The sequence below is a fragment of the Pseudomonas sp. FW305-20 genome (assembly GCF_058788075.1).
The window spans coordinates 12443-30568 of record NZ_JBYTAJ010000050.1 but is presented as its reverse complement, the minus strand read 5'-3'; the positions used below and the strand labels follow the sequence as shown (position 1 = coordinate 30568).

The 18126-nt window shown below is 55.7% G+C and carries 6 protein-coding genes and 2 pseudogenes; all 8 read right to left on the bottom strand.

Translation table 11 applies throughout. The annotated features are described in order from the left end of the window. Window positions 1-146: 146 nt before the first annotated feature. Window positions 147-551 carry a DUF6911 family protein gene (locus tag AC3WP4_RS27035; RefSeq protein WP_102616593.1) on the bottom strand — a complete coding sequence of 135 codons (405 nt, stop codon included), beginning with the start codon at window positions 549-551 and terminating at the stop codon, window positions 147-149. Further along, window positions 548-949 (bottom strand): annotated as a pseudogene (locus AC3WP4_RS27030) (cytidine deaminase-like fold-containing protein); the annotation flags it as partial. The gene AC3WP4_RS27035 and the pseudogene AC3WP4_RS27030, both read right to left, overlap by 4 nt. Window positions 950-1015: 66 nt before the next feature. Further along, window positions 1016-1510 carry a hypothetical protein gene (locus AC3WP4_RS27025; protein ID WP_102616591.1) on the bottom strand — a complete coding sequence of 165 codons (495 nt, stop codon included), beginning with the start codon at window positions 1508-1510 and terminating at the stop codon, window positions 1016-1018. Window positions 1511-1575: 65 nt separating this feature from the next. After that, entirely contained in the window at window positions 1576-1848 is a 273-nt protein-coding gene (locus AC3WP4_RS27020) for a colicin immunity domain-containing protein (protein ID WP_102616590.1), read from the bottom strand. Then, window positions 1845-3890: pseudogene (locus AC3WP4_RS27015) on the bottom strand (hemagglutinin repeat-containing protein); the annotation flags it as partial. The gene AC3WP4_RS27020 and the pseudogene AC3WP4_RS27015, both read right to left, overlap by 4 nt. Window positions 3891-4126: 236 nt before the next feature. Next, window positions 4127-4378 carry a DUF7660 family protein gene (locus AC3WP4_RS27010; RefSeq protein ID WP_102616595.1) on the bottom strand — a complete coding sequence of 84 codons (252 nt, stop codon included), beginning with the start codon at window positions 4376-4378 and terminating at the stop codon, window positions 4127-4129. A gap of 399 nt (window positions 4379-4777) precedes the next feature. Further along, the gene (locus AC3WP4_RS27005) at window positions 4778-5251 is read right to left on the bottom strand and encodes a hypothetical protein (protein WP_256581352.1); all 474 of its coding nucleotides are present in this window, start codon (window positions 5249-5251) and stop codon (window positions 4778-4780) included. Continuing rightward, window positions 5248-18108 (bottom strand): hemagglutinin repeat-containing protein, encoded by a 12861-nt coding sequence (locus AC3WP4_RS27000; RefSeq protein ID WP_158242638.1) that lies wholly within the window; start codon window positions 18106-18108, stop codon window positions 5248-5250. Before AC3WP4_RS27000 ends, AC3WP4_RS27005 begins: the two co-directional genes overlap by 4 nt. Window positions 18109-18126 lie beyond the last annotated feature (18 nt).

Genomic DNA, 18126 nt, shown 5'->3' with positions numbered 1-18126 from the left:
AAAAAAAGGGGGGGGGGTACTGCTTTGGCTCAAATAAATTCGCCCCTTCCCTCTCCCTATGCTTCTTTTATGTAGCTCGATTTCCTTTCAGCAGCAACCCAAGTTGGTTTTTTTGCACCAACTAGCCAAACGATATTTAGTGTAAGTTACGCCATGATATCTGCGGACACATTTTCTGTACGAGCAAACTCTATAAAAATAGCACAAACAAGTTCAACATCACGCGTGACTGCCCTAGCAGGATACTTTTCTCCTAAAATGCTGACGAGTTCGTTTTTCGAGTTGAGATCAGTTAGAGTTCTGACGTTATGCTCACCATCTTTATCATATTCGTTAAGCATCAGTAAAAATTTTTCATTTTCAACATACAACGCCAGCTCATAGGGGCGACCTTCAGATTCAGGCTGACACTGCATTTTGACAACGCCAGAGCTTTTACTGCAGGAAATCAACACATCTCGAATAACCAATTCTTCGGGATCCGAGATAACTTTTAACTGACGGTGATCTCCATTAGAATCAACAATGTAACCTCCAAAAACCATATTCATGGCGTCTCCTTAATCGACCGCATTCCTGGCACCCAAGTATATGTTTTGGGCAATCCAGTTACGTCATCTATCGCTTGAGCAGTCAAAGACTTCAATCCAGCTTTTTCTGCAGCTGCCTCTATATCACCTTTGCAAAAACCACACACATCTTTACCTGCAACGCTCATAGCCATATCAGCCCCCTGAGTCTTAGCGGCATTATATGCCTGCTGTAGCACACCTATTTCTGCGTGAACGTCGACCATGTTTCCATTTGGCAGGATTTTTCCAGATGCGTCTGCTTTAGCAGTTACCCGATCAGATATCAAGGTTGGCTGACTAGCATTAGCTTCTGAAGCTGGACGAGCAGTCTGATTAAAATCAGTAAATGTTTTTCCGCCAATCTTTCCCTCTGCAGTTACAACAGGAGAAACACCTTTTGCACCAAAGGTAAACGGCTAGAACTTAGCCGCTTACTCATTTACCTACATGTCAACACCAAGTTGATCCGCAATCCCCCTCAGACGTAGAGAGACCTCCATAATCTCATCTTTACTCAAGCCACAATATGTCGGAAGGGAGTCTTCCGGCACATTCTGTACCAGAGCCAAACCGCATGAAATAAAGTACCGCAACTCTCTATGTGTGACTTCGAGATGAATAGACTCAAGGCCATTGTTAATTTCAGTCATCTTGGGAACCTGCGATTTGATGTAGTTTTCCCAGCCAACGCCGCCCTTGTCGGGTCTGAATGTCGTGGCCTCACCTCTCTGCCCTCGAATAATAATGGTCTTCGTCGAACTATCGAGATAGTAGACCGTACCATCAACGGCTTGGCGGCGCTCCATTGCTGGATTGGAAACGATATTTTCTACAAAGCTCTGGAATTGGCTTTTTGTGCTGATGCCTAGACCAGCAAACTCTTGCCGTTCGACAACATGCTTCTGGAACGCATCGCCGCTCGCAACCTCCTCAGCCAAGAGCTGAGAATTGAGCCTGCCCTGATTGATAGCGCTTTCTGCACCGGTGCTACCTTTTGCACCAACTAATCAGCGACTATTTTTTGCACCAAGCTCGCGACTTCAGATCTAAGCATTTCATCGTCAAGTTCATACTCTTCCCTTGATTCGTCTGGCTCGTACATATCCGCAGCACAAAAAATACTGGACAAACACTCGCTCAACGAAGGCTCATCAAGCTGAAGGATATTCCTATCTCGCTCAATTTTCCAAAGCTCAATATACGCCTCAGAAAAAATTTCGGCTGTCAGCCTTCCCGCTACATACGATCTTGCAAACTCGAAGATAGTAAGACTCATCGCAGAACTCCATTTTTAATAAAGTTATCAAACTGCTGAGTTCCCGGCGAGAGCTTAAAGCCCGTCACAAAATTTCCTGACGCATCGAGCACAACAGCGTTGTTGGTGGTCGAATTAAAGAACACTTTGGAGTCTTTTACAAATCCGTATGTGCCTTGCTGAGTCGTAGAAGTGGAACCCATGTGAGTTTTGATTGCAGACTCATACTGAGCAAGTGTTTCAGGATTTTTCTTTGTAGTCAGCACTCCAAAATCAGAAGCGTGCTTGAATTTTTTATCGAGCTGCTTCTGGGTAACGCTAGTTAAGGCCTCAGCAACACTATTGCCTTTTGCATCACCAGTGTTGCTATTTTCGTTATAGACCACTCCTGGATTCAACTGATGACCCGGCGTTACATAAGCATTGCCGCCTTGCTGGCCATCCAACTGGCTTCCACCGGTATGCGGTGTCGTGGCGACCTGCCCGCCCTCTGCATAACCCCCGCTGCTGGGGTTTGGCTTGCCCGCCTCGACCAGCAGACCTTCGTACTTCTTCAACCTCGGGTCAAGCACATGAATCGGTAGCCCAAGGTTGGCAAGCGCGACATCCACAATCAGCTTGACCATCTCGGCACGCTGACTGACATTACGAACGTTCGTCTCGATAGAGTCGATCGCGCTCGACACCGCCGCCTGCATCTCTGCCTGCCGTTCAGGAGGCAGTTGCGTGGCCGTGAGCGAAGTCGCCAACGCTCCCAACAGCACAGTACCCGCCGCCAACACCGGTAAGAAGTTCTGCTGGACCTGCTGCAGCAAATTCATCCGGTACATCACCGTAAGAACATGCATTGCCTTGTCGGGATCCTGCCCCGCCATATCCGTCAGACGCTGGGCGACGAGCTCTAAATTCTGGCCCTGCGCACCCGGTGCGACTACACCAAGTAGTGCCTTGACGGTGTTGGCGCGGGTTAGTTCGCTGCGATTACCCAACCGACGCATCAGCTCGCGTTCAATCTGCTGAACTCGCACCATTTCAGGACCGGTTCCGCTACCCAATGCCTTCCCGGCACGGAACAAATCAACAAGCTTGTGCAGCGCTTCTTCGCTGTTCTCCCCATACTTTGCGACGCTGTCCTTCCAGTCCTGCAAAGTCTCCGCGGGGTTCAGGATGGCCTTGACCGACGAGCTCGTCACATACAAATCGGTACGCGACTCTTTGTCACGGGTGATTTCGTAGGCCTTGTCCAGATCACGATTGAGCCCGGCCGTCGAGTCCTTCCCGGCGCCCTCATCGTTGCGCACGATAATCTCACCAGCGCCCACCGTGGCCCGCACGATCTGCTCGCGATCCTTCTCGTAGTTCCAGCCTTCAACGCTCCCGCCCGCCTGACCTTCCTTGCCTTTCCCTACCTGGCTGCCGTCTTGCACGGTGCCGCCATTACCGCCGGAGTTGTAGGTGCCGCCGACGTTCAAGTAGTAACCGTGCTCTTTATCCTTCCCGGCGATATCGCTGAAGCCCAATGTGCCAGTGTCCAGCTTCAGGTTGCCGTTGTCGGCAGCAATCACCGCACCGTCGATCTGAGTGTGGTTTTCGGTGCGGATATCGACTTTGCTTTTGCCGGTGATGCTGGTTTGTTCTTCAACCCAGTTAGTCTTGCCGGTGGTCTGGCCGTAGCCGACCGAGCCACTGACACCGACGAAGGAGCCGGTAGCGCTGATGTCGAACTCCTTGCCCTTGACCTCGCCGGTATCGGCTACCGAGGAAACATTGAGGTCGCCGCCAACACGACCGACCACTTCATCGCCGCGCAGGGTGGCACCTGCGATGTTGGTGTCTTGGCCACTGGTGAAGCCCAGGCGGTTACCGGCGTAGAGGTATGCCTCTTGTTGACGTTCGCTCTCGCGCTCCAGATTGCCCTTGCCGAGGCTGACGCTGACATAAACGCCCACCCCCTCGGAGCCGAAGGCAAGACCGGCTTCTCCGCCACCGTTGTGGCGATTGTTTTCACTGCTGCTGTCGTTCTGCGCCGAGCGGATGTTCAGTTCGTTGTCGGCAGAAAAACTGTTTTGTCAGCAACAGGAAAACACTGCGCATAGCGTGGCCCTGCTCCGAATGGCAATAGCAACTGGAATCCATCGACCAGCTACCAAAGAGCCAGCAGAAGTTTGTTGCACAAATGCTTAATGCCTTGATCTTTCAGCCACGACCAAAGCGAGCGGCGAGAGAAGGGAGGTTTTCAGTAAGCGGACAAAGCAACACCGGCACGGGGCCGGTGTTGAGTGAACTCTACGTAAAACGACTACTCATAGACTTTCGCCGCACACAATATCTTTGCAAAAGTGCTCCAGCTAGGGCTAGCAACATCACTATCACCAGAGTTCTTTGCATACATATCTATTGACCTAATCCAGGCCTCCATTGCAGCTAAAAATCTCTCTAGGTCTGGATTTTCCCAGTCGTCAGGATTAAGTATCAATCCCTCCCTGAACTCTCCAATAAAATCTGCAAGATCTTCTTTTGTCTGTATTTCCCTAACTCGCTCAGAACTCATACGCCCCTCACTTACAAACACCTCGAACACAGATAATAGAACCATTATTGGGCGTAGTCATTTTCCATCCTTCCCTAGCAACCTCTGCTGGCGTAGCTGGGACAACTTTGATTGGAACGCCAGCCTCAGACACAGCAAGCAATCGCCGATTATCTAAGCTGTAAACCGCTCCGTCCCTCTCAAATACTCGAATAGGAGGCAAGTCATCCGGAGAAATTTTTCCTGACTTCAGCCCGTCAATTGTTGACTGGAGAGTCTGACCATCTTTGAAAGTGTTCGAAACACTATCTTGCATGAACCGGATGTCTTTTGAAGAAAGGGGGCAGATTTATTCTCTAGCCTCATCATCGACAAGCCAAACAAAAAAATCCGCCCCCCTTTTCGCTATACTTTTTGGACCTAGCCAACTACTTGATAAAAAGTCACAGTGGGTCCGTAATCTTGATCCGAGTTAGAAACATCAACAACAAACTTACTCTCCGGAAATTTATCTTTCAAGACTAGACGCCACGACAAAGCAACAACTTCAGCCAACTGTTCAAAAACCACATCATCGACATCATCACTGCAGCCTGCAAAAATATCGTACAGATGAGTGTGGTTCATTATTTTTTCAACTGCACACACATCGCCATTATATTTACTCAACCATAAAGAAAAAATCTCAGAATCATATTTAGCGCTTAGACAAACAGCGCCGTCCCTAACAAAAAAATCAGGAAACAAGAGCCTACAAAACAATAGACTGTCTTCAGGATTGCAGACAGCGCTCACATAAGAAAATATGTCTACATTATCTTTTTCAGCCCACCCTGACGCCCATTGGTCATATCTGCTCAAACCATTAAACTGCTTGATTGTATTAATCTTCATGGGATTTCATCCGGCGTGATAGGCCTCGGTGCCAATTTCGTAGAAGGGGACTGAACTCTGACTGTCCCGTCCGGTAACGTATTTCTACCATATTCTATTACATGCGGTGTTGACACATCAGCGTGAGCGGCACCTGTAACGTCAACTCTCTTAACGATCATCCCGGCTGAGTCATAAACGGCATAGCTGGTGATATTTCCTTGATTATCAGCCCGATACACCGTTCCATTAATTGGGCCACCGTCTAGCTTGAAGCGGCCACTAACCTGAGTTGCGTTTTCGAGAGGGCCTCCGGCAAGATTATTTGCGCTTCGAGGAACAGAACCGAGGTTTTTTGCGCCTTTTGCATCCCCCACCGTGATACGTGAATCACCTTTCCCCGGCACCTTTCCGGGCAGCGCCCCCGTCAAGATACTGGTAATCAGCTCACCACCACCAATCACATAGCTATCGCTGTCAAAGTCGGGATTGAGTTTCGTCCCCTCAATAACCTCAGCCACTTTTTTGCCAGTCTCAGCTATTGCCTTGTCGATATTGGCTGAAATTGTTTGACCAGCCTCTGTCCCTGCAAGCGCCTGCATGACAATAAATTGAGCGACACCTTTTGGCCCTTGAGCGGCGGCCATGACATACCCGATGGCCTCTGCACTCCCCGGATGCTCCTTGATGTAAACCTGGATCGCAGACAACTGAAAAAGAACACCTTGCAGCTGCCGAATACCGGCCGGGGTGACTTCCAGTGGATCCAAGTTCAGAACGTTTGGACCAGGGACGTATTTATCCGACGCAACAATCTCCTCAATGTCCTTGATGACCTGAGGTTCGATACCATTGAGCCTGGCCAGATTGGCAAGAACACCGTCGATGAACGCGGGATCGCCCATCATCGTCAAGGCGTCTTTACGGCTCTTGCCTGACAGGAGAAGCGCTTCCAGAGTGCTTTCCGCCAGGTCCTTGCCTGCCGCAGCCTCCGCGCCGGCATCCATGGGACGGCCCAGAATGTTATCCACGCGATTGACCACGACGTTCAGCGCCGAGGCCGCTTTGTCGAAGTTGGCCAGTGCGGTCTGGTCATAGTTGAGGAACGCCTCGGTCCATTCCTGCACGGTTACAACAGGGTGGAGTACGGCGTTAATGGATGAATCACTGGCATACAGATCGGTGCGTTCTTCGTCATCCTTGGTGATCTCATACGCCTTGCTTACATCACGGTTCAGCCCGGCGGTGGAGTCAGCGCCGGTCTCGGCGTCCTTGCGCACAACAATTTCGCCCGCGCCGACGGTTCCCCGCACGATCTGCTCGCGATCCTTCTCGTAGTTCCAGCCTTCAACGCTCCCGCCCGCCTGACCTTCCTTGCCTTTCCCTACCTGGCTGCCGTCTTGCACGGTGCCGCCATTACCGCCGGAGTTGTAGGTGCCGCCGACGTTCAAGTAGTAACCGTGCTCTTTATCCTTCCCGGCGATATCGCTGAAGCCCAATGTGCCAGTGTCCAGCTTCAGGTTGCCGTTGTCGGCAGCAATCACCGCACCGTCGATCTGAGTGTGGTTTTCGGTGCGGATATCGACTTTGCTTTTGCCGGTGATGCTGGTTTGTTCTTCAACCCAGTTAGTCTTGCCGGTGGTCTGGCCGTAGCCGACCGAGCCACTGACACCGACGAAGGAGCCGGTAGCGCTGATGTCGAACTCCTTGCCCTTGACCTCGCCGGTATCGGCTACCGAGGAAACATTGAGGTCGCCGCCAACACGACCGACCACTTCATCGCCGCGCAGGGTGGCACCTGCGATGTTGGTGTCTTGGCCACTGGTGAAGCCCAGGCGGTTACCGGCGTAGAGGTATGCCTCTTGTTGACGTTCGCTCTCGCGCTCCAGATTGCCCTTGCCGAGGCTGACGCTGACATAAACGCCCACCCCCTCGGAGCCGAAGGCAAGACCGGCTTCTCCGCCACCGTTGTGGCGATTGTTTTCACTGCTGCTGTCGTTCTGCGCCGAGCGGATGTTCAGTTCGTTGCCGGCATTCAAATCGATATCTCGCCCCGCCTTGGCCTGGGTACCGATCAGGTTTAGGTCGTTGCTGGCCTTGAGATTGATATCGCGGCCCGCACCCAGCTGCGTGACCGTTGCGGATCCTTGGGCGCTGTCGCCACTGGCAGTGCCATAGCTGCCACCGACACCAATCTTGATGCCGCCACTGGTTCCGCCGTGAATGCCGCCCCAACTCTCGGTGTTTTGGGTTTCCTGACTGACGCCGCCCTTGGCAACGTCGAAGGTCACATCACGACCTTTGACGTTGATGTCACGCCCGGCATCCAGCCGGCTGCCCTTGACCACTACGTCATTGTTGGCGTTCAGGTTGAGGTCGTGACCGGCATTGAGGGTCGAGGATTTGTTGGTCTGCTCGACAACCTGCTGGCTGTTGCTTTGCTTGCTGTTACCTAACTTGACGTCGCCCGTCGGCCCCGCCAGGAACTGGCCAATGGCATCAACCCCCTTCAGGACACTGGAGCCTTGGCTGACTCCGTTTTCGCCTTTTCCGACCCCATTCGCCGCATCCTTCGTCTTACCGTAGTTGTGGTTGAGGGTGACGCCCAGACCATTGCGCTCGGCTTCGCGCTGCTGCTCGGTCAACAGGGTTTCCCGCGCGGCGTCGATCCTGATATCACGGCCAGCGTTCAGGTTGATGTCGTTGTCGGCCTTCAGGTCGGAACCGACCTGATTGATATCGCGCACAGCCTTGATCGTCAGGTCTTGCCCGGCACTGATCTGGCTGGCGGCAGCGGTCTGCTGTTCGAGACGATTTTTTTCCTTGAGCTTATCGGCACCGACGAACAGGCTCACGCCGTTGGCGTCACTGGAAACGCCGATACCTGCCTGCTTGGATTTTGACCAATCCTGCTCGGCATTCTCGTTCTGCGCGGCGACCACATTCACGTCGCGTCCGGCATTCAAGCTGACGTTGCGTCCCGCATTGATACCGCTGCCCAATACGTTGATGTCACGCTCGGCCTGCAAGGTCGCATCACGATCAGCCACCACTTGGCTGCCCACGCTGGTACTGCTTTGCGCCTGACGACCGGACTCCTTGGCCGAGGAAATGGACAGGAACCCACCTGAAGTGGAGAGACCGGTTTTTTTCTTGTATTGCTCGCTGCGGCTATAAGCCGTGTCATTGGCCGAAACCAGGTTGATGTCACCGTCCTTGTTGACCAGGCCCGCCCGCAGTTCAACATCATTGCCGGCCGAGGTTTCGCTGGCGCGCAGACGGAAGTCATTACCCGCCGCGACGACCACATCGTTGCCCGCTTCCAGCTCACTGGCCACCTGACTGGCGGTGGTCTTCAACTCGCTCTTGCCACTCTTGGACATGCCGAAGAGGCCGGATTTGGTTTTCTTGCTGTAGGAACCATGCTCCTCAATGCCCGAAAGCACCGCCACATCACGAGTCGCACCGACCATCAGATCATTGCCGGCTTTCAACTGACTGCCGATAACTGTGACATCACGACCGCCATCCAGGGTGATCCCACCGCTGGCTGTTTTGCTGGTGTTGACGGTCAAGTCCTGGCCGGCCTCGATCACCGAGGCGACGTTGGTGCTGTCATAGCTCTCTTTTTGGGTGGTACTACCGCGACCAAACGAGCCTTTTTTCTTCTTGTAGTAGTAAGAGGAACTCTCGTCTATTGCCGAGGCGACAGTGATGTCCTGCACCGCGTCCAGGCTAACGTCTTCCTGAGCCTTGATGCGACTGGCGATGATGCCCAGATCGTTGCCCGCATTTAGGGCAATGTCGCGACCGGCGTTCAGTACGGAAGCCTGTTGAGTGGTGCTATGGGTTTCCTGCGCTTGCCTCTTGCTGCGCGAGACGTAATCACTCTCGTTGGCGGCCGAGGTGATGACGATGTCATTGCCTGCATCGACACCGATATCACGTTTGGCGTCGAGGCGACTTGCAACAATGGCGACGTCACGATCAGCACTGATCGACAGATCCCGACCAGACGTCACTTCAGCAGCATGCTGGGTAATGGTCTGGTTGAGGAAATGGCTGCCACGCGCATTAGTGCTGCGATCCTGGACTGAGGTGATGTTGACGTCTCGGCCCGCATCAAGTTCGAGGTCACGCCCACTCTGCAACACACCGCCAATGTTGTTGATGTCACGACCCGCATCGATGCTCAGATCGTTGGCTGCCTCGATCCGTGCCGCGTTATCGAGATAATCGCGATGCTGCAGACTTCCACCCCGACGGACATCAACACCGGTCACGTCACGCTGGTTGATCACATCGCCATTGGTTGCCGTCAGACTGACGTCGCGGCCGGAAATGATCCCGCCCGATTTGTTGACGATGTTATTGCCCGCCTTCAGCGTCAGGCGATCACCCGCCTCGATCAAGCCGGTGTTGGTGAGGTCGTTGCCGGCCTCGGCGGAAAGGTTGTTGGTGGCGCGCAGGGTGCCGGCGTTGTTCAGGTCCTGGCCGGCGATCAGCTTGACGTCGCCGCCCTGGATCAATGCGCCATTGGGTGCCAGACGATTGTTCGCCTGGGCCAGATAAAGCACCGGCACCAAGACTTTTTCACCGTTGACTACGTGCTCTTCGAGCCAGACGATGTCGTGGGTCAGCGCGGCAACTTGCTGTGCGGTGAGGGTTACGCCCATGGACAGGTTCAGTTGGTCCTTGCTGGCGATGGCGTTGTTCATCAGGTACTTGAACATCGCTTCGTCAGAGGTCTGACCGTCGAGGAAGCGCTGGCCGGTGCGTGCCACGATCGATTGCTGAACCAAGCGTTGCTCGAACAAGCCATCGCCCAGGCGTTTGGCGCTGGTGTCCGGGTTATAGCCAAGATTACTCAGCAGATAATCCGAACTCATGAACTGCTTGAGGTTGGTCAGTACCGGGTTGGTTTCGATCAGGTACTTGTGCGGGTTGGAGCGCACGCTGGTATCGGGTAGTCCCTGCACACGCGGCACATCGAAGGAACTGTTCCCGCGATTGGGCAACAACACACCGACCGGACCGTCACCAGCGGCGGCATTGACGTTGACCTGAGCGGTCTTGTCGTTGAGATTCACCGATGGGCGACTGGCCAAAGCCAGCTCGCGATTTTTGACCGAGACCGGGTCGTTCTTGTCGAACTGGAATTCGGTGGCTTGCCTGACAGGCATGCCGTCCGAACGCTGCGTGTTACCGGCTGAAACGGAACCAATCGTCCAGCTCTGTCCAGGTACGATCGTTTGCTCGGTGCCGCCTTGACCGCTAAGGCGGAAGAGGCCGTTATCGCCGGTCGGCAGGGTGAAGCCAGGCAGTGTCAGCGGGTTGACTTGTTGTTGGGCAAGGTCTGGTGGCAACTGGGAGTTGATGCTGATGACCGTCGGGGTGACCTGGCCGGCGAGTTGCGTAGACCCCAGACGAGAGGCGCCGGCACCCGCGGCTATACCGTCACGAACCACACTGTTGGTGAGGTTCTGAGTGGCGTTGATGTAAACCTTGCCACCGGCCTGGACAACAGCATTGGCAAAAGACGACGGACCACTGTAGGTAATAGTGTTTTCAGAAAAGGCGGCGTTTTTGACAAAGTCAGGGGCTTCGGTCCTGACTCCATCATTGTAATGTGGACGTGTAAAATCGTAGCTCAGATCATATTCCACCCATATTGACCCAAACCTAATGAAACAGATCGCCTCACCACCACCAGAACGCCCCCCTATACGATCGAGAGACTCAACACCTTCGCTGTTCCATACATGCAAGTTTGGACTTTTCAAACGTCCATCCCTATACCCGGAGGGACCCGGATCATAAGACGGGTCATTGGCAGCGTTGTAATCCATGATCGCTCGCCACTGATGCAAGGAATCCTTCGCCCCACCAAGCGAGCGTCTTATGCTGTAATCGCCAACCGCAGCCCCCTGATTAGTGAAGTTCTGCAGATTTAACGAAAGGTCGTTTCCTGCACTGATAGTGGAGGCGTTATTCAGTAGCTCTCGACCGTTACCAGTAAAGTTTCGACCTGCTGTCAAACTGGCAGATGCCGAATCCTGAATGATCTGAGATTGGTAGTTTTCCACCCAAACCAGATATCCAGGGAAATGAGGTTGAAAGACATCAAACGTTGAACATGAGTAGCACTGCAACCCAATTGCACCCGAAACCAGCCCGCCACCGGTTACCTGAAACACATCCTTGCGGTTCTCAATGTGATCGGCCGCCAGGCTCATATCGCCGACACTTTCGATGGTCGCCGAGATGTTGTTGATCGATGAACTCCAGCCATTGCTGTCATCCCGGGCGATGCTGATGTTGCCCAAGCCATAGATGTCCGCGTAGCGATTGGTGAGCGTCCCCACCCGCAGCGCCATGTCGCCACCACTGAAAATCAGCCCATTCTGGTTGAGCAATGAGTTGCTGCTGATGCGTAAATTGCCGGTACCTCCGAGGGTGCCGTTGTTGGTCAGCGAGGAGGCATTGACAGTCAGACTGTCAGCCGAAGTGATTCGACCAAAGTTGTTCAGACTGCCACGACTGGTAACCGTAGAAGCCGAAGCGCCGGTGATACTGGCCGCAGAGGTCAAGTCGATCTGAGAGGCCGTAAGCCCCAGATTCCCGACACTGCTGACCCGTCCGTTTCCGCCGTATGCTCCGCTCAAGTCGAGGCTGAAGGTGCCGTTACTGGCCAGCAGGCCTTCGTTGGACCAATTGACCCCGCTGCCGATGAAACTGTCGGAGCCCAGCAACTGGCCGCCTGCGGTTTGTATCAAGTTATTGACGTTAACTCGCAACCGCCCCGCCTGAATCACACTGCTGTTAGTCCAGCTATCCGCATTCAGCGTCAACCCGCCGCGCGTCACCATCGAACCGCCAGCATTCATGACGTTGGCTGTCGAAATGTCGAACTCACCCACACCCACATGAGTCACGGTACCGCCCGCATTCAAGAAGCTCGGCGTTGCGAAAGTCAGGTCAGTGTTGGCGGTTTCCACCAAGCCATTGCGGTTATCGAACAGGCTGCCGATCTGGAAATTGGTTTTCCCGCTGATGCCCAACGCACGCAGTTTGCCCGTCTGGTTATCAACGCTGGCGGCACGCACGGCGAGGGCGCCGGCGCTTTCAATCAGGCCGCCGCGGTTGGTGAGATTGCTATCGAGAACGACGTCGATTCCATCGCCGCTGATCTTACCGGCGTTGTTGTTCAGCGCACCGCCAATAACCTTGACCTGGCCTTTGGCGTAAATCCCGCCGTTGCTGTTATCGATAGCCGCGTTGCCAGCGTTAAGCAGAATGTTGCCGGTATTGGCGGCGATGCGTCCGCCGTCGCTGTAGATTCCGCCCAAGGCCTGAAGGTCGAGGCGATTGCCTTCGATCTTGCCGCCCTGGCCGTTGCGCAATACACCCGTCAGGCGGGTCTGCAGCAAACCTTTGAGGCTCGACAGCACACCGGCACGGCTGTCGAGGCCGGCGGCGGTGATGTTCAATTCACCGTTCTGGGCGATGATCTTGCCGCCCTGGTTGTCGATGGCGCCGCCCTTCACGTCCAGGGTCAATGCGCTCTGGCTTTGCAGCGCCCCACCGGCATTGTTCAGGGAAGCAGCTTTGACGTTGACACCTGCATCGCGACTGGAGATCAGGCCGCCGGCGTCGTTGCGAACACTGCCGGTGGCGGTGAGGTCGAGCTGCCCGTTGGCAGCCACGGTGCCCTCCAGGCTGTTATTCAGGTTTGCGGTCAACAGGCTTAACAAACCTTGACTGAGCAGTTGGCCGCTCTGGTTATCGATGCTGCTGGAACGCTTGATCACCAGCGGCCCCGAACTACCCAGTGCGCCTTTGATGTTGGTCAGCGTACCGAGCAGATCGAGGGTGACGCTGTCTTCACCGACCAGACTGCCGTTGCTGTTGTCCAGGCTCGTACCGGTGAAGGTCAGCGCTTTGTTCGCGGTGATGTTCCCCGACACGTTGTTCAAGGAGGTCGCGTTGATATCCAGTGTGCTGCTGCTTTCGATCAAGCCACCCGATGCGTTGTTGATAGCACCTTGAGTCATTGTCAGCGTCTGCTTACCGCCACTGGTGACGATGCCGTTGCTGTTGTCGAGGCTCGCGGCAGTGATGGTCACGTCGCCTAAGCCCGCCAGGCCACCCTTGGCGTTGTTGATCAGCGCACCGCTGAGGTCGATGTTCAAATTGCCGAGCAAGCTGGAGAGCGTGCCTTCCTGGCTGTTGTCGAGGCTACCGCCGACGACGGTGAGTTTGTTCCAGCCGGAAACCAGGCCGCCCTGGTTATTCAGGCGGGTGGCGTTGAGGGTCAATTGATCATTGCTGATCAGGTTGCCGCCACGGTTATCCAGCGTGTTGCCGGTCAGGCTGAAGCTGTGGACGCTGGAGATTTCGCCTTTCTGGTTATTCAGGTCACGCAGATGCGCAATGCTCAACACGCCCTTGGTGTTGATCAGGCCATTCTGGTTATTCAGGTCGGCAGGTGTTGCACCCAGATCGATGCTCAGGCCAGTGCTGCCCAGCAACGTACCGCCCTGATTATCCAGACCGTTGCTGTTGAGGGTGAGTTGTCCGGCCGCTTTGATCAGGCCTTTGTTCTGGTTGGTCAGTAGACCGTCGACGGTCACTTGCAGATCGCCATCGCTGAGCAGTGTGCCGGCGCTGTTGTCCAGACTGGCGGCGCGGACCTGCAATGCTGCGGCGGCAATTTTGCCTTTGATCGAGGTCAGCGCCTGCTCAATACGTAGCGTGAGTTTTTGGTTGCTGAGCACCTGGCCATCGCTGTTATCCAGCTGTTTGGCGATCAGCTCGAAAGCCTCTTCGCTAGAGATTTCACCATTGCGGTTGTCCACACCGGCGAGGTTTTTCAGCAGCAGTTGACCGGGCGCGTTAATGAAGCCGTCCTGGTTGTTCAAGGTCCCGCCGCTCAGGTCAAGGGTCAAGGCGCCCTTGCTGAAGAGCTTGCCGCCTTGCTGATCCAGGCCTGTAACGTTGGCAACCAGCGAGGTGGCCGCGCCAATGCTGCCGTCGGTGTTGGTGACCTGGCCGGCGCTCAGATCCAGACGGTCGCCCGCGTAAATACTGGCCTGGCTGTTATTGAGCGCGCCGGTGGTGATGCTCATTCCACCTTTGCTGCTGATCGCACCTTTTTGCTGGTTATCCAGACGGGTGCTGGTGAGGGTCAGCGTGGTGTCGGTCAAAAGCTTGCCGCCCTGGTTGTTGACCGCGCCTTTACTATCGATTGTGAGCGCCTTGGCGCTGGAAATCGTGCCGCCGTTGTTGCTCAGGCTCTGGGCATTGATCGCCAACTTACCCTCGCTGACGAGGCTGCCCTGATTGTTGTCCAGATCCGAAGTGAGGTTCACCGTGAGGTTGTTCAGCGTGGTCAGGCGACCGCTGTTTTCCAGGGTTTTCCCGGTCAGCGTCAACCCGGCGTCGCCGGACAGTAGCCCTTTGTTGCGGTTGATGACCTTGTCTACGGTCAGTGCAAGGTTGCCACTGGCCAGGATGTAACCGGCGTCGCTGTTGTCGAGTTGTTGGCCGTTCAGTGTCACATCAGCCTTGCTCGACAGTTCGCCGCTACGGTTATCGATGTCATCGACGGTCAGTTTCAGCGCTTTTGTGGCCCCTACCAAACCCTCCTGGCGGTTATCGAGGCTGACGGCTTTTACGGTCAGGCCATCATCGGCAATGACCACACCGGCCTGGTTATCGAAGGCATTGGTGACCGTCAGCTCAACCTCACCGCGGCCACGAATTTCACCGCTGGTGTTGTTCAGACTGGCACTGCGACTGTCGAGGCCGGCGGAGGCGATCAGCCCTTTGACGTTGCTCAGTGCACGGTCGATAACGAGGGTGAGTTTCTCGTTGCTCAGCAGCTTGCCGCCATCGTTGTTCAGGCTTTGCGCAGTGAGGCTGTAAGCCTTGGCACCGGAGATTTCGCCGCCGCTGTTGTTCACCTCCTTGAGGTTTTTCAACAGCAACAGACCCGGTGTATGGAGGTTGCCACGCTGGTTGTTCAGCAGGCCGTTGTTCAGGTCGAGGGTCAGGTCGCTGTTGCTGAACAGCTCGCCGCCGTCTTGATCCAGGCGCGTGACCGAGACATTCAACCGCTGCTGACTGCCAATTTGCCCGGCCGAGTTGTCCAGGTGTCTGGCGGTCAGGTCGAGGGTGCCGTCGGTCGCCAGACTGCCGCCCTTGCTGTTGTTGAACTCACCTGTAGTGACGGTCGATGCCGCCTTGGCGCTGATGATGCCTTTATCGCTGTTATCGAGACTGGCGCTGGCCAGCGTCAGACCTTTTTGCGAAGCGATCAAACCGCCCTGGTTTTGCAGGGCTGCCGCTACGTTGAGCGACATGGCTTCGAGGCTCGAGAGCTTGCCCAGACGGTTGTCCAGACTGCCGCCATTGAGCACCAGTGTGCCTTCGCTGCTGATCAGCCCCTGCTGGTTGTTCTTGAGGTCGTCGAAGGTCAACGCGAGGTTGTTCTGGCTGACGATCTTGCCGCCCGAGTTGTCGAGCCCGACGCCACTGAGCGTGTTCGCGCCTTTGCTGAAAATCAGCCCGGCGGTCTGGTTGATGATCTGATCGACCTTCAGCGCCAGGGTCGTGTCGGACAACACTTTGCCGCTGTCGCTGTTGTTCAGGCTCGTACCGTTGATGTGCAGGTCGGTCTGGCTGGACAGTGAACCGCCACGGTTGTCGATTTGATCGACGTTGACCGACAGCGATTTGAGCGACGCGACCAGGCCGTCTTTACGGTTGTCCAGCGTCTTGCCGGTCAACTTCAGATTGCCCTCGGCAACCAGTTCGCCAGCCTGCTGGCTCAAGGTATCGATATTGGCTTCGATGTCACCCTTGCCGGAAATTCGGCCGCCATCGTTGGCGACTTCTTTGGCCTTGAGGGTCAGCGGGCCGGTGGCGGTCAGCAGGCCACCGTTGCGATTGTCCAGTTTGTTGCCGTCAAAGGTCAGTGCAGCCTTGCTTTCGAGGCGTCCCTTATCGCGGTTATCCAGCTCGGTGACCAACAGCTTCAACGTCTGATCGGCACGAATCACGCCGTTGCGGTTGTCTGCGTTGTTGCTACTGACCGTGAGTGCGTTGATCCCGGAAATCTTCCCTTCACGGTTGTCCAGGCGCGTGGCCTGCACATCCATCACGCCGTTGGCCTGGATCAGCCCTTTGCTCTGGTTATTCAGGAGACCGCTGACTCGGGTGGTCAGTTGACCTTCGCTGCTCAGCTTTCCTTGTTGGCTGTTGTCGAGGTTTTGTGCGCGGACTATCAGAGCTTGCTTCGCCCCCAGGGTGCCGCTGACGTTGTTAATGCCACCACTGGCGGTGATGTCTAGCAGGCGACCGGCTGTCACAAGGCCGGCGACGTTATCCAGTGAGGTTACGTTCAGGACAACATCAGCCAGGCTGCTCAGCTCGCCGCTGCTATTGCTCAATCGGCCGACGTTGCCAGTGAGATTGCCGGTGCTGTTGATCACGCCTTTCGAGTTCAGTACCTGATTGGCATTGAGGTTCAACGTGCTGTTGCTCAGCACTCGTCCGTTGTTTTGATTGTCCAGGGTTGCGGCGGTGATGTGGGTGCTTTGCCCGCTTAGCGTGCCGCCCTGGTTGTTCAAGGTCTGAGCAGTGTTGATGGTGAGAGTGCGGCTGGCGACCAGGCTTTTGCCGGTGTTGTTGAGATTCTGCGCGCTGAGGCTCACATCGCCGTTGGCGTTGCGGCTGCCGTCGGCGTTGACCCCAGCCTCGATGACGCCGCTGTTGGTCAACTGACCGCCGGCGCTCAGGGTGATGCTGTCCCGGGCCGCAAGGGTTTGCTGGTTGGTCAGGTTGCCTTGGGTTTGTACGTTGACGGCGGTGCCGGCGTAGACCGGGCCGCGCGCATCGAGGCTGGCCGCTTTGATATTGACTGCGCCGTTCGTGGCCGAGGTGTCGACCAGACTCAAATGCCCGTTGGCATCGAGCTGGATATCGCCACCGCTGGCGATCAGTTTGCCGTCGAGTTTCACCCCGACCCCGGCTTCGGTGCCCACCAGTTTGATCGCCCCGGCGTACATGCCGCCCAGTGCCGAAGAATCGATAGCCAGTCCTGGTTTGCCGCTGCCGTCGTCCGCGCGGGCGGTGGCGTTGAGATTGTCGGCGTTGACGTCGTTGCGACCGGCGACGAGGGTCAGGTGGTTCGCCTGAATCTCGGCGTTGATTTTCGCGCTGCGGGTGATGATCTCGAAGCGGTCGACATTAGTGGCGTTCAGCCCGGCGCCTTCGATGGCGATGCTGCCCTGATCGACCTGGAAGCGATCCAGACGGCCGTTGTCCAGCACCGGTTTGCCGGTGGTGAGGGTCACGCGTGGGGTGTTGATGAAGCCGCAACCGTTGCAACTGATGCCGTAGGGGTTGGCGACGATGACCCGCGCCGACTGCCCCGCCACTTCGGTGTAACCGCGCAACTGGCTGGGGCTGCCGCCGACCACTTCGTTGAGGATGGTCTGCGCGGCGACCCGGTTGGTGAGGTTGGGGTTGCCGACGATGATGCCGCCCAGTTGCGACGCCCCGGCCTGCGCGGCGACGTTGTTGAGGATCACACCCTGGGTGCCGACGTTGTAATCATGGAACTGGTTATGCGACAGGCCGCTGCCGTTGGGCGTGGCGATCTGGATAATCGGCACACCGTTGCCGGCTTGACCGAGACTGGTGCCCGGCGTAGCCACCACAATCCCGTCGGCCTGCGCCCACATCGGCTGCCAGAACATGACGTTGGCCAACAGGAACGCCAACCCGCGCTTGGGCATGCCCCAGAAGTGTTCACGTTTTTTTACGGCAGCAGAAGGCTGACGAGCGAGAAAAGCGTAGTGGCGAACGTCCATGTTGAAAGTCTCGATGGG

Coding starts and splice junctions, on each gene's coding strand:
- AC3WP4_RS27010 (WP_102616595.1), bottom strand. CDS start 4,378: ATGAGTTCTGAGCGAGTTAGGGAAATACAGACAAAAGAAGATCTTGCA.
- AC3WP4_RS27005 (WP_256581352.1), bottom strand. CDS start 5,251: ATGAAGATTAATACAATCAAGCAGTTTAATGGTTTGAGCAGATATGAC.
- AC3WP4_RS27020 (WP_102616590.1), bottom strand. CDS start 1,848: ATGAGTCTTACTATCTTCGAGTTTGCAAGATCGTATGTAGCGGGAAGG.
- AC3WP4_RS27000 (WP_158242638.1), bottom strand. CDS start 18,108: ATGGACGTTCGCCACTACGCTTTTCTCGCTCGTCAGCCTTCTGCTGCC.
- AC3WP4_RS27035 (WP_102616593.1), bottom strand. CDS start 551: ATGAATATGGTTTTTGGAGGTTACATTGTTGATTCTAATGGAGATCAC.